Annotated in this window: 20 protein-coding genes; 10 read left to right on the forward strand and 10 right to left on the reverse strand. The window is 71.3% G+C overall.

Going from position 1 to position 19,618, the window contains the following annotated elements:
- The first annotated feature begins 4 nt into the window (after positions 1 to 4).
- From BM041_RS16145 to BM041_RS16155, 3 genes are all read left to right on the forward strand, one after another.
- Positions 5 to 877, forward strand: coding sequence for a hypothetical protein (locus BM041_RS16145; RefSeq protein WP_092960920.1), 873 nt, complete (start codon positions 5 to 7; stop codon positions 875 to 877).
- Between the two features lie 66 nt (positions 878 to 943).
- Positions 944 to 1,552, forward strand: coding sequence for a glutathione S-transferase family protein (locus tag BM041_RS16150; protein WP_092960921.1), 609 nt, complete (start codon positions 944 to 946; stop codon positions 1,550 to 1,552).
- Between the two features lie 19 nt (positions 1,553 to 1,571).
- The gene (locus BM041_RS16155) at positions 1,572 to 3,158 is read left to right on the forward strand and encodes an ABC transporter substrate-binding protein (protein ID WP_175533974.1); all 1,587 of its coding nucleotides are present in this window, start codon (positions 1,572 to 1,574) and stop codon (positions 3,156 to 3,158) included.
- Positions 3,159 to 3,165: 7 nt separating this feature from the next.
- Here BM041_RS16155 and BM041_RS16160 read toward each other — a convergent pair whose 3' ends face one another.
- From BM041_RS16160 to BM041_RS16190, 7 genes are all read right to left on the reverse strand, one after another.
- On the reverse strand, positions 3,166 to 3,624 hold the full coding sequence (locus BM041_RS16160) for a MaoC family dehydratase (RefSeq protein WP_245762122.1): 459 nt from the start codon (positions 3,622 to 3,624) through the stop codon (positions 3,166 to 3,168).
- Positions 3,621 to 4,388, reverse strand: coding sequence for a 3-ketoacyl-ACP reductase (locus tag BM041_RS16165; RefSeq protein ID WP_092960923.1), 768 nt, complete (start codon positions 4,386 to 4,388; stop codon positions 3,621 to 3,623). Before BM041_RS16165 ends, BM041_RS16160 begins: the two co-directional genes overlap by 4 nt.
- 58 nt (positions 4,389 to 4,446) lie before the next feature.
- A complete protein-coding gene (locus BM041_RS16170) occupies positions 4,447 to 5,742 on the reverse strand; it encodes an MATE family efflux transporter (protein WP_245762123.1) in 1,296 nt (431 codons plus the stop codon).
- Complete coding sequence (locus BM041_RS16175; RefSeq protein ID WP_217648740.1) at positions 5,739 to 6,704, reverse strand: Bug family tripartite tricarboxylate transporter substrate binding protein; 966 nt, start codon at positions 6,702 to 6,704, stop codon at positions 5,739 to 5,741. Before BM041_RS16175 ends, BM041_RS16170 begins: the two co-directional genes overlap by 4 nt.
- Positions 6,705 to 6,805: 101 nt before the next feature.
- The gene (locus tag BM041_RS16180) at positions 6,806 to 7,786 is read right to left on the reverse strand and encodes a Bug family tripartite tricarboxylate transporter substrate binding protein (protein WP_092960925.1); all 981 of its coding nucleotides are present in this window, start codon (positions 7,784 to 7,786) and stop codon (positions 6,806 to 6,808) included.
- 51 nt (positions 7,787 to 7,837) lie between these two features.
- Complete coding sequence (locus BM041_RS16185; RefSeq protein WP_092960926.1) at positions 7,838 to 8,566, reverse strand: aspartate/glutamate racemase family protein; 729 nt, start codon at positions 8,564 to 8,566, stop codon at positions 7,838 to 7,840.
- Between the two features lie 19 nt (positions 8,567 to 8,585).
- A complete protein-coding gene (locus BM041_RS16190) occupies positions 8,586 to 8,945 on the reverse strand; it encodes a hydroxyisourate hydrolase (RefSeq protein WP_092960927.1) in 360 nt (119 codons plus the stop codon).
- 283 nt (positions 8,946 to 9,228) lie between these two features.
- Here BM041_RS16190 and BM041_RS16195 point away from each other — a divergent pair, with 283 nt between their 5' ends.
- On the forward strand, positions 9,229 to 10,155 hold the full coding sequence (locus BM041_RS16195; protein ID WP_217648741.1) for a Bug family tripartite tricarboxylate transporter substrate binding protein: 927 nt from the start codon (positions 9,229 to 9,231) through the stop codon (positions 10,153 to 10,155).
- Positions 10,156 to 10,174: 19 nt separating this feature from the next.
- On the forward strand, positions 10,175 to 11,077 hold the full coding sequence (locus BM041_RS16200; RefSeq protein WP_092960929.1) for a BMP family ABC transporter substrate-binding protein: 903 nt from the start codon (positions 10,175 to 10,177) through the stop codon (positions 11,075 to 11,077).
- On the opposite strand, the gene mscL is transcribed toward BM041_RS16200, so the two are convergent.
- Both mscL and BM041_RS16210 read right to left on the reverse strand, forming a co-directional pair.
- Positions 11,078 to 11,515 carry a large conductance mechanosensitive channel protein MscL gene (gene mscL / locus BM041_RS16205; RefSeq protein ID WP_245762142.1) on the reverse strand — a complete coding sequence of 146 codons (438 nt, stop codon included), beginning with the start codon at positions 11,513 to 11,515 and terminating at the stop codon, positions 11,078 to 11,080. It lies immediately after the preceding gene.
- A gap of 72 nt (positions 11,516 to 11,587) precedes the next feature.
- Positions 11,588 to 12,883: a M20 family metallopeptidase gene (locus tag BM041_RS16210; protein ID WP_092960931.1), complete on the reverse strand. Its 1,296-nt coding sequence runs from the start codon at positions 12,881 to 12,883 to the stop codon at positions 11,588 to 11,590.
- 217 nt (positions 12,884 to 13,100) lie between these two features.
- Here BM041_RS16210 and BM041_RS16215 point away from each other — a divergent pair, with 217 nt between their 5' ends.
- A complete protein-coding gene (locus BM041_RS16215) occupies positions 13,101 to 13,787 on the forward strand; it encodes a glutathione S-transferase N-terminal domain-containing protein (RefSeq protein WP_092960932.1) in 687 nt (228 codons plus the stop codon).
- 265 nt (positions 13,788 to 14,052) lie between these two features.
- Here the strand turns inward: BM041_RS16215 and BM041_RS16220 are convergent, their stop codons facing one another.
- Positions 14,053 to 15,570, reverse strand: coding sequence for an ABC transporter substrate-binding protein (locus BM041_RS16220; RefSeq protein ID WP_245762124.1), 1,518 nt, complete (start codon positions 15,568 to 15,570; stop codon positions 14,053 to 14,055).
- Between the two features lie 41 nt (positions 15,571 to 15,611).
- On the opposite strand from BM041_RS16220, the gene BM041_RS16225 reads away from it, so the two are divergent.
- The 4 genes from BM041_RS16225 to BM041_RS16240 are packed head-to-tail and all read left to right on the forward strand — an operon-like array spanning position 15,612 to position 19,563.
- Positions 15,612 to 16,760 carry an NAD(P)/FAD-dependent oxidoreductase gene (locus tag BM041_RS16225; protein WP_217648742.1) on the forward strand — a complete coding sequence of 383 codons (1,149 nt, stop codon included), beginning with the start codon at positions 15,612 to 15,614 and terminating at the stop codon, positions 16,758 to 16,760.
- Positions 16,744 to 17,046, forward strand: a complete 303-nt coding sequence (locus BM041_RS16230; RefSeq protein ID WP_092960934.1) for a (2Fe-2S)-binding protein — start codon at positions 16,744 to 16,746, stop codon at positions 17,044 to 17,046. Before BM041_RS16225 ends, BM041_RS16230 begins: the two co-directional genes overlap by 17 nt.
- Positions 17,043 to 18,389, forward strand: coding sequence for an FAD/NAD(P)-dependent oxidoreductase (locus BM041_RS16235; protein ID WP_245762125.1), 1,347 nt, complete (start codon positions 17,043 to 17,045; stop codon positions 18,387 to 18,389). Before BM041_RS16230 ends, BM041_RS16235 begins: the two co-directional genes overlap by 4 nt.
- 58 nt (positions 18,390 to 18,447) lie before the next feature.
- Entirely contained in the window at positions 18,448 to 19,563 is a 1,116-nt protein-coding gene (locus BM041_RS16240; protein WP_092961182.1) for an NAD(P)/FAD-dependent oxidoreductase, read from the forward strand.
- Positions 19,564 to 19,618 lie beyond the last annotated feature (55 nt).

The raw sequence follows: 19,618 nt of genomic DNA on the forward strand, positions 1-19,618 counted from the left end.
CGCCGTGACGGTGGAACGGGAACAGGCGGCGCGCGGCCTGGGTGGCCGCGCGGCGCTGGAAGCCTACCGGGCCGCGCGCGTGGCCCAGCGCGGCGATCTGCGCGCCGCGCTGCGGGCGAACCGGGAGGCGCTGCGCGCCGCCCGGGTGCTGCCCGCCGGCGCGAAGACGCCCGACAGCGCCACGGATACCGTGGCCGACGCGCCCGCGCCGCCGGTCCTGGCGGCGCCGGCGGCACCGCGATCCGTCTTCGCCAGCCTGGTGGAGGCGGAGCGCGCCCTGGCGCCACCGGAACCGCTTCCACCGACGGTGGCGGAGGTCCCGCTGCCCGTCGAGGACCATGCGGCGCCGGCGGCGGAGCCGATGGTGACGGACATTCCAGCGGCCGAGGCGGCTGCGGCGGAGAGCCCCATCGCCGATGGTCCGCCGGACGGCGCGCTCATCGTCGCCAAGCCCGGCGTCATCGAGCCGAAAGTCGATGAGCCGGCTATCGATGAGCCGGTTGCCGATGAGCCCGTCATCGCGCAGCCCATCGCCGCTGAAGCCATCGGCGAGGATGCACCCACTGGCGACGACCCCATCGGCGTAGCGGCGATCGACGTATCGGCGGATGCACCGGCCGCGATCGACCTCGTTGCCGCGGCGGAGGTGCCACCGGACGCACCGCCTGAAGAGCCGATGGCGCGCGCGACCACTGACCTCTCGGCGATCCGCGAACTCGGCCCCGGCATGCGCCACCGGCTGGCGCAGATCGGCTATCACAATTGCGAAGACCTGGCGGCGGCGGACCCCGCGCGGCTGGCCCAGCAACTCGGCGAAGTCAGCCGGCTGCTGCGGCCGGAAAGCTGGATCGCCGCAGCGCGCGCCGCCATCGGCTGACCGCGCGCGACTTGCGCCTGCCAGCGGCATGGTGGCAGGGTCCCGCGACACGGTCGCGGGGCCAGCATGCTGCAGTTCTACGGATGGGCGACGCCGAATTCGCAGCGCGTCTCCATCATGCTGGAGGAATGCGGCCTCTCCTACGCCGTCACGGGCGTGAACATCCGTGCGCGTCAACAATTCGCGCCCGAGATCCTGGCGCTGAATCCCTATGGCAAGATCCCGATCCTGGTGGAGGACGGGCGCGCCATCATCGAAAGCGGCGCCATCCTGCTGCACCTGGCGGAACGCCACGGCGTGCTGTGGGGGGAGGACCGGGCGACGACGCTGTCCTGGCTGATGGTGGCGCTGACCTCGCTCGGCCCCTTCACCGGGCAGGCGCATCACTGGACCGAACTGGCGCCGGAGAAGCCGGAAGCCGCGCGGGCGCATACGACCGCGCTGGTGGATCGCGTCTACCGGCTGCTGGAGGGCCGGCTGGCCGCGGTGCGGTATCTTGCGGGCGTGGAATGCAGCATCGCGGATGTCGCGGCCTATCCCTGGGTGGCGAAGCATCACTGGGCGGAACGCGATCTGGCCGCGACACCGTATCTTGCCGCCTGGTTCGAACGAATGGGCCAAAGGCCCGCGGTGCAGCGCGGCATGCGCGTGCCGGAAGGCGCGCGGCTGGAATGACGATCGGGAGAGAGCACGCATGAAGAAGACCTGGCTGGCGGTCGCGCTGGCGCTGATGACGGCGGGGGCGGAGGCGCAGACGGTACCGCCGGACCGCGTGCTGCGGATGGTGCCGAATGCGGACCTCCAGACGCTCGATCCCATCAACACCACCGCCGGCGTCGTCTCCTCCCACGCCCAGATGATCTACGATCAGTTGTTCGGTCGGGATGCCGAGCAGCGGCCGCAGCCGCAGATGGTCGGCGCCTGGAGCGTCTCGGCCGACGCGCTGACCTGGCGCTTCACGCTGCGCGAGGGCCTGGCCTTCCATGACGGCGCGCCGGTGACGGCGGAGGATGTGGTGGTGTCCCTGCGGCGCTGGGGCGCGCGGGATCCGCATGGGCGGCAGATCATCGCCATCACCACGAGCCTGGCCGCCGATGCGGATGGCCGGACCATCGTGTGGCAGTTGCGCCGGCCCTATGCGCTGATGCTGGATGCGCTGTCGAAGCCTGCGGGCAACATGCCGGCCATCATGCCGGCGCGCATCGCGGCGGCCGACCCCTTCACCGCGATCCGTGACACCATCGGCAGCGGGCCCTTCATCTTCGTGCGTGAGGAATGGGTGCCGGGCAGCACCGTCGTCTACCGGCGCAACCCGGCCTATGTGCCGCGGCGGGAACCTGCTTCCGGCACGGCGGGCGGCAAGGTCGCGCATGTCGATCGCGTGGAATGGCTGAACATCGCCAATGCGCAGACCTCCGCGCTGGCGCTGATCCAGGGGGAACTCGACTACATCGAGAGCCCCGGCGTGGACTTTCTTCCGTTGCTGCAGCGGCGCGGGATGCGGATCATCCGGACCAACACGCTCGGCGCGCCGGGCATGATCCGCATGAACCACATCCACCCGCCCTTCAACGACCCGCGCGCCCGGCAGGCGCTGATGCAGCTGGTGAACCAGGAGGAATTCCTCCAGGCCATGTTCCCGGAGCCGTCGCTGTACCAGGTGTGCCACGCCTTCTTCGTCTGCGGGTCGCCGCAGGAGACGAATGCGGGCGTGCCGGCGGGGCTGGGTTCGCCGGCGGCGCGGGAGCGGGCGCGGCAATTGCTGCGGGAGAGCGGGTATGATGGCGCGCCGATCGTCATCATGGACCCCACCGACAACCCCTTCATGCATGCGGCGACGCTGGTGCTGGCGCAGCAGATGCAGTCGGTGGGGTTCCGGACGGATGTGCAGGCGACGGATTTCGCCTCCATGGCCGGACGGCGGGCGAATAGGCGGCCGCCGGCGGAGGGTGGCTGGCATATCGGCCTGACCTTCTGGAACGGCCTCGGCGCCAGTGATCCCGTGGGCAATGTGCCGATGGCGGCGAGTTGCGATGCGGCCTGGCCGGGCTGGCCCTGCGACGCGGCGCACCAGGCGCTGATCGACAGCTTCCCCTATGCCGCGACGGCGGAGGAGCGGAAGCGCATCCTGGATGAGTTGCATGCCAGCGCGTACCGGCTGGTGCCCTATGTGCCCTTCGGCCAGTGGTACCTGCCATCCGCCGTCACGCCACGGATCAGCGACGTGCTGGCGATGCCGGGCATCATCATCGCGTGGAACATCCGCAAGGCGGCGCGGTAGCGTCGCCTCAGGGCGCAGCGCGGGTGTGGACCATCAGGTCGTTCTCACCCCGCTGCACGACCTCATCCTTCTGGTTCAGCAGGTCGAAGCCCAGCGTGATGATGCCGCGGGCCGGGTTCTTCGTGGCGCGTTTCGACAGCACGGTGATGCGGGCGGCGATGCGGTCATTCACCAGGATCGGGCCTGCGAAACTCCATCGCCAGTTCAGCGACACGATGGCCGCGAATTTCACCGGCGCGCGGTTCTTGAGGCCATCGCACAGCGCGAGGCCGAGCAGGCCATGCGCGACACGGCCGGGGTAGCCGAGGGCGCGGGCGTAGTCGTCATCCATGTGGATGTCGAAGAAATCCCCGGTGAGGCCGGCGAAGGCGACGATATGCGCCTCCGTCACCACGATGCCGCCGGTCTCGAATTGCAGGCCGATGGCCGCGTCCTCGAATCGCAGCAGGGAAGCGTCGAGCTTCACAGCTTGTGCATGTGCAGGCCGCCATCGATGTGGAAGGCGTCGCCGGTGCTGAAGGGGATGGCGCCGCTGACCAGGCCGGCGATGGCGTTGCCGACATCCTCCGGCTGGCCCCAGCGGCGGATGGGGGACAGGCCATCGGCGATGCGCTGTTCGTATTTCGCCACAACGGGTGCCGTCATGTCGGTGCGGATGACGCCGGGGCGGATGTCGAAGACGGGGATGCCGTCCTCCGCCAGGCGGAAAGCGTAGCAGCGCGCCACCATGCTGACGGCGGTCTTGCTGGCGGTGTATTCGGTGCGGTCGGGGGACGCCATCAGGGCGTTGGCGGAGGAGACGAAGACGACAGCACGGTTGCCACGCTGCGGCGCGCCTTCCGCCACCATCCGCCGCGCCACCGCCTGGGTCACGAAGAAGGGCGCGCGGGCGTTGATGTCCATGCAGCGGTCCCAGCTTGCGTGCGTGACATCGAGGATGTCGCCCCGCTGCATGGCGCCGACACCGGCATTGTTCACCAGCGCCTCCAGCCCCTGCCCGGCCTCCCACGCCCAGGCGACCATGGCGGCGACGGCATCGAGATCCGCGACATCGCAAAGCGTCCAGTCGAAGCGCGTGCCGGCGGCTTCGACGGCCGCCGCGGTCTCGGCGAAGCCATCCTCGGCCAGGTCGCAGCCGAGGATGTCGTAGCCCTTGCGGGCCAGGGCCACGCAGGATGCGCGGCCGATGCCGCGGCGTGCGCCCGTCACCAGCGCGACAGGGCGGCTCATGCGGCGATTTCCAGGATCATGGCGTTTCCTCCGCGGCGAGGATGCCGGCCGTAGGGGTTCAGCGCCAGAGGGAGGGGCGGATACTGGCGGCGATGACGGCGCCATAGGCGGTGATGCCGAGGGCCACGCCGATGAAGTGGCCGGTCAGGCCGAGGCCCAGCCCGTGGGCCAGCACGAAGCCACCGCCGACCGCGAGCGCGAAGCGGGACAGCGCGGCGGCGAGCGGCCAGCGCATCCGCCCGGCACCCTGGGAGGCGAAGTACAGCGCCATGCCGAGGCCGAAGCCGCCATAGGCCGGCCCGATGATGCCCAGCGCCTGCGTCGCCACCGCCACCACCGCCGGATCGCCGCTGAACAGGCGGGCGAAGAAGGCCGGGAAGATCGCCACCACCACGCCGATGGAGAAGGCGACGCCGAAGGCCAGCGCGCCGCCGGTCCAGGCGATGCGCCGCGCCTCCGCCCAATCCCCCGCGCCCACGGCGCGGCCGACCAGTGCCGTCAGCGCCGATCCCACGGCGAAGACCAGCGGGATCATCAGGAATTCCAGCCGGGCGGAGATGCCATAGCCCGCCACCACGGCGGCGCCCTGCGGGGCAAGCTGCGCCGTCACCAGGATGGTTGTCATGTTGGCGATGGCGGCGATGACGCAGGCGACGAGGCCGACCGAGAGGATGCGCCAGAACATGGCGCCGGAGGGCCGCACGCGCAGCGTCGGCCGGAAGCCCGCGCCGCCCCGCCAGACCACCACCATCATCGCCAGGGACGCCAGCAGGAACACGCCGCCGAAGGCCGCGCCGAGGCCCGCGAGGCCCATGCCGAAAGGCTCCGCCAGCAGCCAGCCGATCGGCGGATAGGCCGCCCAGGCGATGACCAGCACCCGCGCCGCCAGCGCATGGCGACCGCCGCCGCGCAGGACGGAGGCGAGGGTATTCGCCATCCAGGACGGCACGGCGCCGAGGCCGAAGAGCCACATGGAATAGGCGGCCGCCGCCTCCGCCGCTGCCGGGCCGCCGACCAGGCCCAGCACCTCCCTCGGGAAGACCGCCAGCGGGATGGCGAAGGCGAGGCCCGCCAGCACGGCGATCAGCCCGGCATGCAGCACCAGCCCCGCCGCCTGGTCCGGCCGCCCGCTGCCGAGCGAGCGCGCGATGGCGGAGACGACGCCGCCGCCCATGGCGCCGCCCGACATCATCTGCATCAGCAGCGCGAAGGGCAGCACGACTGCCCAGCCCGCCAGCGCCGGCGTGCCCTGCCGCGCCGCCAGCCACATTTCCACCAGCTGCGCCCCGGCCTGGAGGATGGACCCGAGGGCCGTCGGCGCCGCGAGGCGCAGGATCGCCTGCAGCCGGGTCACTCCGGCTTCACGCCGGCCCGCTGCGCCACCTCCCGCCACCGCGCCAGCTCCGGGGCGAGGATGGCGCGGAATTCCTCGGGGGTGCTGATGATGGGGCGCATGCCTTGGCTGGCGATGCGGGCAGTGAAGGTGGCGTCGTCATAGATGCGGCGGATATCGGCCGCGATCTTCCGGGTGATCTCGGCCGGCGTGCCGGCGGGGACGACGAAGCCGAGCCAGCCGCTGGCCTCATAGCCCGCGAAGCCGAGTTCGGCGAAGGTCGCGACTTCCGGCAACAGGGGGTCCCGCGTGCGGCCGGTGGTGGCCAGCGCCCGGGCCTGGCCGTTGCGCACGGCGGCGACGATGGAATTCAGCGTCGTCATCGTCATGTCCACCTGGCCACCCAGCGTATCCGTCAGCGCCTGCGGGCTGCCGCGATAGGGGACATGGGTGATGTCGATGCCGGCGAGCTGCTTGAAGAACTCCCCCGCCATGTGGCCGGAAGTGCCGGTGCCCGGCGTGGCGTAGGTCAGCACGCCAGGCCGCGCGCGCGCCGCGGCGACCACATCGGCCACGGTCTGGAAGGGCGATTGCGCGCGCACCACCAGGGCGTTGTCGTTGGAGCCCACCAGCGCCACGGGATCGAAGCCGCCCACCGGGTCATAGGGCAGGGTCGGGTTGATGGCGGGACCGATGGCGAGGACCGAGGAATTGGCCATCAGGATCGTGTAGCCGTCGCGGGGCGCGCGGAAGGCGGCCTCCGTCCCGATGATGCCGGCGGCGCCGGCGCGGTTCTCCACCACCACCGGCTGGCCCCAGAGCTCCGACAGGCGCTGCGCATAGGCCCGCGCCAGCGTGTCCGTGCCCGCGCCAGCGGGGAAGGGGACGATGATCCGCACGGCGCGCGTCGGCCAGGGTTGCGCCTGGGCGAGTGCCAGCGACGGCGCGGCAACCATGGACAGCAGGACCAGGCGCCGGGCCAAGGGGGTGGGCTTGCTCGGCATGGGCGGTCACCTCGGCGATGTTTCACGCCCATGCTGCCAGGACGGCCGGGCGGCGCGAAGGCCCGGCCGCCCGGTTGCGATCAACTCGGCTGGACGCCGGCGGCGCGGACCACCGGGCCCCAGCGATCGGCTTCCGCGGCGACGAAGGCCGCGATCTCCGCCGGCGATGGGTTGCCAAGCGAGACGACGCCGATGCTCTCCAGCCTGTCCTTCACGCTGGGGTCGTTGAGGCCCTGTTGCAGCACCTCATTCACCCTGGCCGCGATGGCCGGGTCCATGCCGGCGGGGGCGGCCATGAGGAACCAGTTGGTCGCGACGGCGTCGGGGAAGCCGGCCTCCCCCACCGTCGGCACTTCCGGCATCGCGCTGATGCGCTGGGCGGAGGAGACGGCGATGCCGCGCAGCAGCCCGCCGCGGATCGCCCCCGCATTGGCGCCGGAGGTGTCCCACAGCGAGGTGGTGTTGTTGCCGAGCACGCTCTGCTGCGCCTCCGCCGCACCGCGGAACGGCACGTGCAGCATCCGGACGCCGGCCTGCATGCCCCACATCACGCCGGTCAGGTGGCCGACGGAGCCGATGCCGGAGGAGCCGAAGGACACTTCCTCCGCCCTCCGCGCCGCCAGGGCGCGGTACTGCGCCAGGTCCCGGATCGGGCCATCGCCCTTCACCGCGCAGACGATGGGCGCGCCGCCAAGCATGCCGACCCAGGTGAAGGCACGCTTCGGGTCATAGGCCAGGTTGGTGAAGAGGAAGGGCGCCACGGCCAGCGGGCCGGTGTTGGAAACGAGCAGCGTGTGACCATCGGGCGCCGCGCGCGCGGCTTCCCCGGTTGCCAGCGCGCCGCCGGCGCCGGCCCTGTTCTCCACCACGAAGGGCCGGCCGAAGGCGCGTTCCAGCCGTTCCAGCAGCGGCCGGATGATGAGGTCGCTGGTGCCGCCGGGGGCGTAGGGGTTCAGGATCCGGACGGGCCGGTTGGGCCAGGCGGCCTGGGCATGGCCGAAGCGGGGGGCAGCGAGGGTGGCGGCGGCAGCAAGCAGCAGGCGGCGGCGGTTCGGGGTCATGCGGGCCTTCCGGTGTTGAAACGCGCTGGAAGGGGAGCAATCGCCGTGCCGTCAGCCCGCGTAGAGGCGGGCGAGCGGATCGCCGAAGCCGGTCAGCGCGCGCGGCCGGGGCGCGGCGGCGGCGTGCGGCGGCGCCAGGCCGACCAGCGCCTCCGCCAGGCGCACCGCGGCGACGGTGCCATCCACCAGGGGCACCGGGACCTGGGATGCGATGACCGGCGCGAGGCCGGCGAGCGGACCGCCGGCGAGGATCACGGCCTCCGCCCCATCCTGTTCCACCGATTGGCGGCAGAGATCGACCAGCAGCGCGGCGCGTTGCTCCGCCACCAGGCCGGGGTCGCCGGCGAAGGCGGGGCCCATGCGGAAGCCGGCGCAGCGGGACGCCAGGCCGTGATGGGCCAGCACATCCTCGAACATCGGGCGGAGTGCGGCGGTGAAGCTGACGATGCCGAAACGGCGGCCGAGCATGCAGGCGGCGTGGAAGGCGGCCTCGCTGATGCCGATGACGGGGACGCCGGCCAGTTCCTTGGCGGCATCGAGGCCCGGATCGCCGAAGCAGGCGATGATGGCGGCGTCATAGCTGCCGCGCCGGTCGGCGAGCGCCGCCAGCGTCGCCGGACCGGCCACCAGCCAATCCGCGCGGCTGACGATCAGCGGCAGGCCGAAGGGGGCGGAGACGGCCTCCACCACCGTGCCGGGGCGGGCGGCGCCGCGCGCGGCGGCGGCGATGCGGGCCGTGACGCTGTCCGTCGTGTTGCTGTTGATGACCAGAAGCCGCACGGCCCGAGCCCTTGCCTGTTCAGGCGCCTCTGTAGAGCGAAAAGCCCCAGGGCGTGAACTTGATGGGCAGGTGGTAGTGGAGCGTGGCGTCGAAGACGCGGAAGCGGAAGGGGACCACTTCCAGGAAGGGCGGCGGCGGGCGTTCGGCGGTCCTGGCGAAGAAGGCGCCGAGGTGGAACAGCACCTCATGCACCCCGGCTTCCACGCCCTCCCCCGTCTTCACGGGATGGTCCAGCGCGCCGTCGGCGCCGAGCACACCATCGGCGAGGACGCGGCGTTCGCCATCCGGCAGCAGGCGGTGGATCTCGACGCGCATGCCCGTGCCGGGGCGGCCATGCGCCACATCGACGGCATGGATGGAGATGCCGCCGGCGGTCATCGGACGAAAGCCACCCGGGCGTGCGGGTGCTTCGGGCCCGGGGGGGCCTGCCGCGCGACGTCGAAGGAGGGGTGGAGGATCATTGAACAAAACCCTAGCACCCGCCGTGGCGACTCCGCCAGCAATCACTATCGGAACCTTACACTTTCCGATGTCAGTGAATCATGACAGTTGATCATGGCCTCGGCATGAGGTTTGCGGGGTTCCAGCGCCATCCGGAGTCTTGCCCATGCGCCGTCGCCAATTGCCCTTTATTGCGGCACTTGCTGCCCCGTTGCTGCCCATGCCGACGCGGGCGCAGACCCCCGAATGGCCCAGCCGACCCATTCGAATCATTGTCACCTTTCCTCCCGGCGGGTCGTCCGACATTGTCGCGCGGGTGCTGGCGGATGTGCTGTCGCAGCGCCTGCCGCAGCGGGTCCTGGTGGACAACCGGCCGGGCGCGGGGGGCACGCTGGGCGCCGCCTATGTCGCGACGCAGCCGGCGGATGGCTACACGCTGATGCTGTCCAACACCGCGCCGATCGTGATGTCGCCGCCGATCTATCCGTCCGTGACCTATGATCCCGTCGGCGGCTTCACCCACATAGCCTATCTCGGCGCGACGCCGCTGGTGATCGTCGTGAACCCCCGCCTGGTGCCGGCCACCGACCTGGCGGGGCTGGTGGAATGGATCAAGGCGCAGCGCGTGCCGCCGGGCTTCGGGACATCCGGCGCCGGTTCCGTCGCCCACATCTTCGGGGAACAGTTCATGCAGCGCACCGGCGCGCAGCTGACGCATGTGCCCTATCGCGGCAGCGCGCCGATGCAGGCGGATCTCCTCGGCGGCGCCATCCCGCTGTCCTTCGACACGCTGCCGCAGAATGTGGAGAACATCCGAGCGGGAAGGCTGCGCGCCATCGCCATCACCGCCCCTGCCCGGCAGGACATGGCGCCAGAGGTGCCGACCACGGCGGAAGCCGGCTTCCCCGGCCTGCTGGCGGAGAATTGGCTTGGCCTGGCCGGGCCGCGCGGCCTGCCGCCCGCCATCACCCAGCGGCTTCACACGGAAACCATGGCCGCCCTGGCCAGCCCGCAGGTGCGGGCGCGGATCGACGAACACGGCATCGCCATGCGCGCGATGACCCCGCCCGAATTCACCGCCTTCGTGGCGGAGGAGGTCCGAACGGTGGGCGGCGCGGTCAGGGCACTCGGCTTGACGGCGAATTGAGGGCGCGGGACGTGTGGGCATGAGCACCCAGCCCCGCGTCACCGCCATCTTCTTCGGCCAACCCGGCGGCGGCGCGTTCAATGCCGCGGGGGTGGCCGGCCTTCGCCGCGCGGCGGCGCGCCTGCCCGTGACGGTGGCGGAAGCCTGGCAGCATGAACCCGCGCGGCGCGCGGAGACGGTGGAGGCCGCCGCGCGCAGCAGCGACTTGGTCATCGCCCATGGCGGGCAAGGCGAGGAGGCGGTGCAGCAGGTGGCGCCAGCCTTCCCCGGCGTGGCCTTCGCCGTGACACAGGGGCGCATAAGCGGGCCGAACATCGCGTGCTTCGAGGTGCTGCAGGAGCAATCCGCCTTCCTGGCCGGGGCGCTGGCGGGATGGTGGATGCCGAACGGCGTGGCGGCGCATCTGTCCGGCGAACCGGTGCCGCCGGGGCGGCGCGGCCGCGCCGGCTTCGCCGCAGGGCTTGCCCATGCACGGCCAGGTGCCCGGCTGCTGACGGGCTTCTGCGGCAACCAGCACGACCCCGCGCTGGCCAGGGCCTGGACCGCGGCGCAGGCCCGCGCGGGGGCGGCGGTGCAGTTCCAGATGCTGGATGCCGGCCGCCCCGGCGCCATCGATGCCTGCCGCGAAGCAGGCATCCGCGCCATCGGCAATGTGCATGACTGGACGCGGGAGGATGCGGTCTTCCTGGCCTCCGCGGTCGCGGATAACGGCGTGACGATGGACGCCGCGATCGGCGCCTTCCTGGCCGATCGCTGGGAGGACCGGCGCATCGGGCTGGAGGACCCGGCCGCGGTGCGCCTGGCCTATGCCGCCGATGTGGCGCCGGCGCTGGCGGCGCGGTGCGAGGCGCTGCGGATCGCGATCCTCGGCGGTGCCGTCGATGTGCCTGAACACTGGTCCGGCGAGGAATGGAAGCCCTGATCAGGGCTTCTTCCGCAACTCCTCCAGGATTTCCGCCAGCAGTTTCTCGGACGGCGTCGGGCCCTTCACGGCTTCCTCCCGCACGCGCAGCTTCGTCAGGATCTTCAGCAGCCAGAATATCGCCATCGCCACGATCAGGAACTTGATGATGGCGTTGATGAAGCGGCCGATGGCCAGCACGGCCGCACCACCTTCGCGCGTCGCCTCCAGGCTCGGCCGGCGTTCGCCCGTGAGGACGATGAAGAGGTTGGAGAAATCGATGCCGCCCACCAGCAAGCCGATGAGGGGATTGATCAGATCCTCCACCAGGCTGCCGACGATGGTGGTGAAGGCGGCGCCGATGACGATGCCGACGGCAAGGTCGATGACGTTGCCGCGCATGATGAAGGCCTTGAACTCGCGCAGCCAGGCGGGTTCGGCGATGGGCATGGGCGGCATCATCGGCGGTGTCTCCCCGGGTCTGCCGCCAGCATGCGCAAGCCGCGGCGCTCCGGGGAAGCGGAAAACCTCTCAGGCGGCGCCGCACCACCCCGCGATCAGCGCCGCCACCACCGCGACGCCACGGCGGTAATCCGCGACATCCACCCATTCGTCGCGACCGCCATTCTGCGTCAGGTCGCCGCAGAGCGGGCCGAGGCCGACGCAGGGAATGCCCGACTGCACCATCGGGTTGCGGATGTCGGAGGAGGTGTGCAGCGGGTTGATGTGCGGCGCTGTGCCGGTGCCGCGCAGCACGGCGGCCGAGGTCTCGACCCAGAGCGGGTGGTCGAGCGGCACTTCCGCGCCGGTGACGCCGGAGAGGAAGATGGCCTCGACATTCAGCTCCGGATCGGCGGCGCGGGCTTCGGCCAGCGCGGCCTCGACCTCCGCCTGCACATCGGCCAGCCTCTCCCCGGGCGGGAAGGCGAGCGCGCAGGAAAGCTGGACCGCCGGCGGCACGCGCGCGGCGCGGCCATCGCCCAGGGTCTTGAAGTCTCCGACAAGGAGGTTCGTGCTGCGGCCGATGGCGGCGTCCAGCGCGGGATGGTGCACGCGCGCGCCACGCTTCGCATCCAGCGCGGCCAGCGCCGCCAGGACCTGCTGCGCCTTCATGATCGGGTTGATCGCCGTGTGCGCAAAGGCGGCGTGGCCGGGTTCCTGCGTGTCGGGCAGGCGACCCTTCACGATGATGCGGATGATGAGCTGGCCCGAGGCCAGCGCCTTCACCTCCCGCATGCCGACGCCGGATTCCGCGGGATGCAGGTAGACCGCCGCATCGGCATGGACGCCCCCATGCAGCAGCGCATGGACGCCACGCGCATGGCGCTTGGACGGCGTGCTGGCCATGATGACATCGCCCTTCGGCTTAACGCCGGCGGCGAGGACCGCGCGCAGCGCCTCCACCATCGTCGCCACGCCGGCCAGATCATCCGCCACGCCCCAGCCGTACATGCGGCCCTTGTCGATCTCGCCGGCCAGCGGGTCATGCACCCAGCCATGCTGGGGCTGGAACGGCTCCCCATCGGGATGCGCGAAGAAGATCACGCTGCGGCCACCGCCGCTGCCGGGGAAGCGGGCGAGGACAGCCTCACGCTCCTCCGCCGCCATGGCGGCATCGGATGCGAATTCCTCCTTCAGCATGACGGAGGCCGGCTTGTAGCGACGCTTTTCCACGACGCAGCCGAGTTCCTCGCACGCCGTGGCGATGCGCGCCTGGACCGCTTCCTCCCCCTGCGCCTGCAGGCGGATCAGGTCGCGCAGGAAGCCAACCGCCGCTTCGCCATGGGCTTCCGCCGCCTGGTCAACCTTGGTCGCGATGCTGTCCATGGGGTCTCGTTGTCCTTGTGCCGGTCATCGCGATGGTTCAGCGCGGCGCGCGTCGCGTCAACATGGCGGGGTTGCGATGGATCGGGGCTTCCGTCCATCCTCGCGCGTCCCGACAGCGCGGCCTGGCATCGCCGGGCAGTCGGGGAATGCGCCATCCTGCCGCGCAGGCGCGTGGCCTCTCGGCATGATGACATCGGCGTGATGGAGGCCTGACGGCGTGAAGCTCATCATCGGCGGGAAATGGTCCTCCACCTGGACCATGCGCGGCTGGCTCGCCTGCAAGCTCTCCGGCCTGCCATTCGAGGCGGAGACGCTGTTCCTCTCGCGCGACGACAGCAAGGCGAAGCTGGCCGAGATCTCGCCCACCGGCCTCATCCCCATCCTGTTCGACGGCGACCTCGCCATCACGGATACCTGGGCCATCGCGGAATATCTCTGGGAGAAGGCCCCGGGCTGCGACATCTGGCCCGCCTCCCTGCCCGCCCGCACCGCGGCGCGATCCTCGGCCGGGGAGATGCACGCGCATTTCGCCGAACTCCGCGCCGCGATGCCGATGAACCTGGTGAAGCGCTGGCCGATCGCGAATGGCGTACCGTCCAACGCCAAGCTGCTCGGGCGGCCCGGCGTTGCCGGGCAGGTCGCGCGCGTGCAGGAATCCTGGCGGCAGACGCGCTCCAAATGGGGCGCCGGCGGGCCCTACCTGTTCGGCGACCGCTTCTGCTTCGCGGATGCGATGTGGGCACCGATGGCGTCGCGCTTCCGCACCTACTCCGTGCCGCTGGCCGCCGACGCGCAAGCCTACGCCGACGCCGTCCTCGCCCATCCCTTCGTGCAGGAATGGGTGGACGGCGCCCACGCCCAGGCCCGCGAGATCGGCTGGGAGGCCTGCGCGGCATTTCCGTGACGCGGGTGGAGTGAGGCGCGGGTTGCCCGGGGAATGGGCGCCGGCCCCTCTCCAGACCTCTCCCCGCCAGGGGCCAGCGGGCCCCTGGACCCCAGGCTTTGGATCGATGGGGGATGGGAGGGGCACGGAGCGCCTTCTTGTCCAGCGGTCCCGCCTTGCCCCTCCCATCCCCCATCGATTGAAGGGGGTTCAAAGGGGCCGCTGCCCCTTTGCGGGGTAGGGGTACGGGGAAGGGGCAGCGCCCATTCCCCGGGCAACCCGCGCCTCACTCCACCCGTGTCTGGAACGTCACCGCCGGTCCCAGGTTGAGTGCGCCGGTCAGGGTGTAGCCCAGGTTCACGTTCGCGCGGCGGACCCAGACCTGCTTGAGGTCGAAGAGGGGAACGCTGCAGCCCGCGTCGAGGATCTTGCGTTGGGCGGTGGCCCAGAGCGTCATCTGGCGGGCCTCATCCGGTTCGGCGCGGGCGGCGTCGATTTCCTCATCGGCCGCGGCGCAATGCGCGAAGTTGAGCGACATGGTGGGCAGGCCGGGCGCGCTGCGGGAGTGGTAGAACTGGCTCAGGTAGCTGTCTGCCACCGGGTAGCGCGCGGCACCGTAGAAGGTGAGCTGGGACAGGTTCTCCCGGATGCGGGCGTGGTAGGTCGGGTGTTCCACCACATCCATGTCGAGGCGGATGTTGGCGCGGCGGAGCTGGGCCTGCACGACTTCCATGATGGGAAGCTGGGAGTTGATGGAGGAGACGACGGCGCGGATGGTGATGCCGTCGCGGTGCCCGGCCTCCGCCAGCAGCGCGCGGGCGCGGGCGGGGTCGGGGGCGAAGCGGGGCACGTCCTGCGTGGCGCCGAGGTAGCCGGGCGGCACCGGGCTCGGCCAGGGCGTCGCGACATCGAGGCCGACGAAGCGCGCGATGCCGGGGACATCGAGCGCATGTTGCAGCGCGCGGCGCACGCGCGGGTCGTTCAGCGGCGGGCTGCGCGTGTTGATGAGCAGGGTGCGGAATTCGCCGGGGGAGAAGACGTCCACCACCGTGTTCGGCTGCGCCTTCATGCGTTCCACCCAGCGCTGTTCGCGCCGGCCGCTGATGAGATCGAGTTCACCGGCCGTGAAGGCGAGTTCGCGCGTGGCGTCGGAGTTGATGAAGCGGATGTCGATGGCGCGCAGCGCGGGGCGGCCGCGCCAATGGTCGTCGAAGGCCACCATGCGCGCCTGGGCGCCGCCATGGCTGGCCAGGCGGAAGGGGCCCGTGCCCTGCTGGTAGCCCGCGGCATCGGCGCGGCGGGAGACGATGAGCCCGCCATGGTAGTTGGCGAAAAGGCCCTGCGCGCCCGCCACGGCTTCGCGCAGCGTGACGCGAACGGTGCGGGAATCCACCACCTCCACCGCCGTCATCGCGGCGTAGTCACCCGCAAAACTGCTGCGCGCGGCATGGGCGGCGCGGCGGAGGGAGAAGGCGACGTCCTCGGCTTCCAGCGGGCTGCCGTCGTGGAAGCGGACATTGGCGCGGAGGTGGAAGGTGAAGGTGCGGCCATCGGCGGATCGTTCGAAGCGCTCCGCCAGATCGGGCTCGATCGCGGCGGGGTCGGCGCTGCCGGGGGGAAAGCGGAGAAGCCCGTCATGCGCCCAGGACATCGGCGCCTTGTCCTGGGATGCGGTGGCGCGGTGCGGGTCCGTGGTGCCCATGGTGTCGGCGATCATGCCGACGCGAAGTGCCTGCGCCGCGACCGGCGCTGTTGCCAGCAGCGGCAGTGTTGCCGCCAGCGCCAGCCATGTCCTTGATGTCACCGTGCTGTTCCCCACCCCTTGATGGCTTGCAGGATGGGGCCATGCGGGCCACGCTCGCAACCATGGAACGCTTCGACGTCGCGGTGATCGGTGGCGGCATGGTCGGCACGGCCATCGGCTATGGCTGTGCCGCGTTGGGCGCGCGCGTGGCGGTGCTGGATGAGGGTGATGTGGCGCTGCGGGCGGCGCGCGGGAATTTCGGCCTGGTCTGGGGCCAGTCCAAGGGTGATGGCATGCCCGCCTATGGCGACTGGACCAGGCAGAGCATCCGGTTGTGGCCGGACCTTGCGGCGCGGGTGTCGGGCCTGGCGGGGCGGGATGTGCATTACCGCGCGACGGGCGGCCTCGGCTTCTGCCTGGATGAGAAGGAGCTGGCGGCCAAGGCGGATTTTGTCCGCCGCCGCCACAATGATGGCCACGCGACGCTGCGGATGCTGGACCGGCGGGAATTGCTGGAATTGATGCCGGGCTGCCCGCTGGGGCCGGAGGTGCTGGGGGCGAGTTTCGATCCCTCCGACGGTCATGCCGATCCGCTGGTGCTGCTGCACGGGATGCAGGCGGGGCTGCTGCGGGCGGGCGGGCGGCATTTGCCGGGGGCGGCCGTCACGGGCATCGATGATGCCGCGGGGTTCTGGCGGATCACACGCGCCGATGGCAGCGCAATCGAGGCTTCGCGTGTGGTGATCGCTGCCGGGGTGGCGACGACGCCGATCGCGGCGATGGTCGGGATGGATGTGCCGGTGCGGCCCGTGCGCGGCCAGAACATCGTGACGGAGAGGCTGGACCCGATCCTGCCCTTGCCCGCCAGCGCGCTGCGCCAGACCGGCGACGGCACCATCCAGATCGGCGTGACCAACGAGGATGACGGCAGCTTCGAGATCGCGACGACGACGGCCGCGCTGGCGCGCATGGCCGCGCGGGCGATCCGCGTGCTGCCCGCCATCAAGGCCGCCCGCATGAACCGCGCCTGGGCGGCACTGCGGCCGATGACGCCGGATGGCTTTCCCGCCTATGCGGAAAGCGCCACACATCGCGGCTGCTTCGTAGCCACCTGCCACTCCGGCGTGACGCTCGCCGCTGTTCATGCGGGGCCGCTGGCGGCGGGGATCCTCGCCGGGCATCTGCCCGAATTCGCCATCGACCTGCATCCGGACCGCTTCCGGGGGATGACCCATGTTTCGTCGCACTGAACCCACGGATTGCACCATCAGCTGGGAGGGGCGGGACATTCCCGCCCGGGCCGGGGAGAGCCTGGCGGTGACGCTGCTGGCCGCGGGGGTGACGGCCTTCCGGCAGACACCGGTGACGGGGACGGAGCGCGGGCCTCTGTGCCTGATGGGCGCCTGCTTCGATTGCCTGGTGGAACTCGACGGGCAGCAGAACGTCCAGGCCTGCCTGGCGCCGGTGCGGCCGGGCATGGTGGCGGCGATGCAGCGCGGCGCGCGGCATTTTCATCAGTCGGAGGATGCGGCGTGAGCGAGGTGGATATCCTGGTCCTCGGCGCCGGGCCTGCCGGCATGGCGGCGGCGACGGAGGCGCGGGCGCGTGGCTTCTCCGTGCTGGTGCTGGACGAGAATGCGCGGCCCGGCGGGCAGGTGCATCGCGCGGTGGAAGCGCGGACAGTGAAGGATGGGCAGGACCGCGATGGCGCGAAACTCGCCGCGGCGTTCCGGGCTTCCGGCGCGGACTACCGGCCGGATGCGACACTCTGGGCGGTGGAGCCGGGGGGGAAGGTCTTCTGGTCCGAAGGGGGTGCGGCGCGAAGCATCTCGGCGAAGCGGCTGATCCTCTGCGCGGGGGCGACGGAGCGGCCGGTGCCGATCCCGGGCTGGACCCTGCCGGGGGTGATGACCGTGGGCGCGGCGCAGATCGCGCTGAAGACGGCGGGGATGGTGCCGGAAGGGAAGGCCTGGATTGCGGGCCAGGGGCCGCTGTTGTGGCTCTATGCCAACCAGGTGGTGGCGCGCGGCGGGACGGTGCAGGGGGTCATCGACCTCTCCCCGCCCGGTGGGCTGGCGCGGGCGGCGTGGCATCTGCCCAACGCGCTGCGGGCGCCGGAATACCTGGTGAAGGGGCTGGCCTGGCAGCAGCGCATCCGCAACGCCGGCATTCCGATCCGCCGCGCCACGCGGCTGGTGGCGGAAGGCGATGGCAGGCTGGAGCGGATCGTCATCGATGGATGGTCGCGACCGGCCGATCTGCTGCTGCTGCATGATGGCGTGGTGCCAAACACGCAGGTGACGCGCGCCATCCCGGGCTGCGCCCATGAATGGGATGCAGGACAGCGTTGCTGGCGGCCGACGCTGGACGAATGGGGCAACACGACCGTCGAGGGCGTGTTGGTCGCTGGCGATTCCGGCGGCATCGGTGGCGCCAAGGTCGCCGCGCTGGCGGGAAGGCTGGCGGCGATGGAGGCAGCACGGGCGCTCGGCCGGCTGACGGTGGACCAGCGCAATGCGGAGGCCGGGCGGACAAGGCTGGAATGGAAGCGGCAGCGGGCGCCGCGGCGGTTCCTCGATGCGCTGTTCCCGCCGCTGCCGGAAGCCGCGATCGAGGACAGCACCATCATCTGCCGCTGCGAGGAAGTGACGGCGGGCAGGCTGCGCGGCGCGGTGGCACTGGGCTGCCTCGGCGCCAACCAGACCAAGGCATTCACCCGCGCCGGCATGGGGCCGTGCCAGGGGAGGATCTGCGGGCCGGCGGTGCATGGGGTGATCGCGGCGGCGCGCGGCGTCGATCCGGCCGGCGTCGATCCCTTCCGCACGCGCTTTCCGACCAAGCCACTGACGCTGGGTGAACTCGCGGCGCTCGCATCGTGACGAGCCCGTCCGATGATGGGAGCGCCGCATGGCGCGGACATCTGAATCGGCCGGGCCGATGAAAAAGGCGGTCGTCATCGGCGGGGGCCTGCACGGGCTTTCCACCGCGCTGCACCTGCAACGCACGCCAGGCTGGCAGGTCACGGTGCTCGAACGCCGCCATGTCGGGCGGCATTCCTCCGGCGTGAATGCGGGCGGCGTCAGGCGGCTCGGGCGGGATTTGCGGGAGATCGCGCTCTCCGTCGTCTCGGCGGAGATGTGGGCGGGCATCGAGAAGATCGTCGGCGATGATTGCGGCTTTCGCGCCACCGGCCAGGTGAAGGTCGCCGAAAGCCCCGCCGACATGGCGAAGAACGAGGCGCGGGTCGCCGCCGTGAAGGCACTCGGCTGGAGCCATGAGGAAGTGGTGGACCAGGCGGAGGTGCGGCGCCTGCTGCCCGCCGTGGCGCCGCACGTGATTGGCGCGCTGGTGACGCGGGACGATGGCTCCGCCGACCCCATGCGCACCGTCATGGCCTTCCGGCGCGCTGCCGAACAGGCGGGGGTGCGGATCATCGAGGGGGTGGCCGTCACCGGGCTGCGGGCGACCGCGGATGGCACCATCATCGTCGAGACCGACCAGGGCGGGCATGAGGCCGAGCGCGTGGCGAATTGCGCGGGCGCCTGGGCGACGCGCGTCGCGCGGATGGTGGGGGAGGAAATTCCCTGCGGCGTGAAGGCCAGCATGATGATCGTGACGGAGAGGCTCCCGCCTTTCTGCGATCCGACCGTCGGCGCGACCTCCCGCTCCCTCTCCTTCAAGCAGGTGGCGAACGGGACGGTCGTGATCGGCGGCGGCCACCAGGGCGTGAACGACGTGGCGGCGGAGACCTCCACCGTGCTGTTCGGCAGCCTGGCCCATGCGGCGCGCATATCCTGCGAGCTGTTCCCGGTGATGAAGGGGGCGCGGATGGTCCGCAGCTGGGCGGGAATCGAGGCGCGGACGGCGGATGAGGTTCCGATCATCGGGGAGAGCCGGGCGATGCCGGGGCTGTTTCATTCCTTCGGCTTCTCGGGCCACGGCTTCCAGCTCTCACCGGCGGCGGGGGCGGCGGTGGCCGAATTGCTGGCGCGGGGGGCGACGAACCTGCCCATCGCGGCCTTCCACCAGGATCGGTTCACACGTGCCGCCTAGACTGTCACGGAATTATGTTGCAGCGCAGCAAATTGCACGGCAGAAGCCCTGGTGC

This window comes from Falsiroseomonas stagni DSM 19981, from assembly GCF_900114315.1.
Lineage (GTDB): Bacteria > Pseudomonadota > Alphaproteobacteria > Acetobacterales > Acetobacteraceae > Falsiroseomonas > Falsiroseomonas stagni.

Excerpts from the sequence above, each read along its gene's own strand:
- BM041_RS16165 (WP_092960923.1), bottom strand. The coding sequence starts at position 4,388 with ATGAGCCGCCCTGTCGCGCTGGTGACGGGCGCACGCCGCGGCATCGGC.
- BM041_RS16150 (WP_092960921.1), top strand. The coding sequence starts at position 944 with ATGCTGCAGTTCTACGGATGGGCGACGCCGAATTCGCAGCGCGTCTCC.
- BM041_RS16230 (WP_092960934.1), top strand. The coding sequence starts at position 16,744 with ATGTTTCGTCGCACTGAACCCACGGATTGCACCATCAGCTGGGAGGGG.
- BM041_RS16195 (WP_217648741.1), top strand. The coding sequence starts at position 9,229 with ATGCCGACGCGGGCGCAGACCCCCGAATGGCCCAGCCGACCCATTCGA.
- BM041_RS16180 (WP_092960925.1), bottom strand. The coding sequence starts at position 7,786 with ATGACCCCGAACCGCCGCCGCCTGCTGCTTGCTGCCGCCGCCACCCTC.
- BM041_RS16225 (WP_217648742.1), top strand. The coding sequence starts at position 15,612 with ATGCGGGCCACGCTCGCAACCATGGAACGCTTCGACGTCGCGGTGATC.
- BM041_RS16155 (WP_175533974.1), top strand. The coding sequence starts at position 1,572 with ATGAAGAAGACCTGGCTGGCGGTCGCGCTGGCGCTGATGACGGCGGGG.
- mscL (WP_245762142.1), bottom strand. The coding sequence starts at position 11,515 with ATGCCGCCCATGCCCATCGCCGAACCCGCCTGGCTGCGCGAGTTCAAG.
- BM041_RS16240 (WP_092961182.1), top strand. The coding sequence starts at position 18,448 with ATGAAAAAGGCGGTCGTCATCGGCGGGGGCCTGCACGGGCTTTCCACC.
- BM041_RS16200 (WP_092960929.1), top strand. The coding sequence starts at position 10,175 with ATGAGCACCCAGCCCCGCGTCACCGCCATCTTCTTCGGCCAACCCGGC.
- BM041_RS16210 (WP_092960931.1), bottom strand. The coding sequence starts at position 12,883 with ATGGACAGCATCGCGACCAAGGTTGACCAGGCGGCGGAAGCCCATGGC.
- BM041_RS16190 (WP_092960927.1), bottom strand. The coding sequence starts at position 8,945 with ATGACCGCCGGCGGCATCTCCATCCATGCCGTCGATGTGGCGCATGGC.